This window comes from Aeromonas sp. Prich7-2 (assembly GCF_017939255.1).
Lineage (GTDB): Bacteria > Pseudomonadota > Gammaproteobacteria > Enterobacterales > Aeromonadaceae > Aeromonas > Aeromonas caviae.
Genome location: NZ_JAGKRI010000152.1, coordinates 1 through 359 on the forward strand (window position 1 = coordinate 1; position 359 = coordinate 359).

Annotated in this window: 1 protein-coding gene; it reads right to left on the reverse strand. The window is 46.8% G+C overall.

What is annotated here, in order from left to right; translation table 11 throughout:
• Positions 1–116: 116 nt before the first annotated feature.
• The coding region (locus J9892_RS18905) for a transposase (protein WP_210538715.1) at positions 117–359 on the reverse strand (243 nt) is incomplete at its 5' end.

Sequence of the window (359 nt, forward strand, 5' to 3'; positions counted from 1 at the left end):
TCGGCTGACTCAGTCATTTCATTTCTTCATGTTTGAGCCGATTTTTTCTCCCGTAAATGCCTTGAATCAGCCTATTTAGACCGTTTCTTCGCCATTTAAGGCGTTATCCCCAGTTTTTAGTGAGATCTCTCCCACTGACGTATCATCTGGTCCACCCGAAACAGGTTGGCCAGCGTGAATAACATCGCCAGTTGGTTATCGTTTTTCAGCAATCCCTTGTATCTGGCTTTCACGAAGCCGAACTGTCGCTTGATGATGCGAAATGGGTGCTCCACCTTGGCCCGGATGCTGGCTTTCATGTATTCGATGTTGATGGCCGTTTTGTTCTTGCGTGGATGCTGTTTCAAGGTTCTTACCTT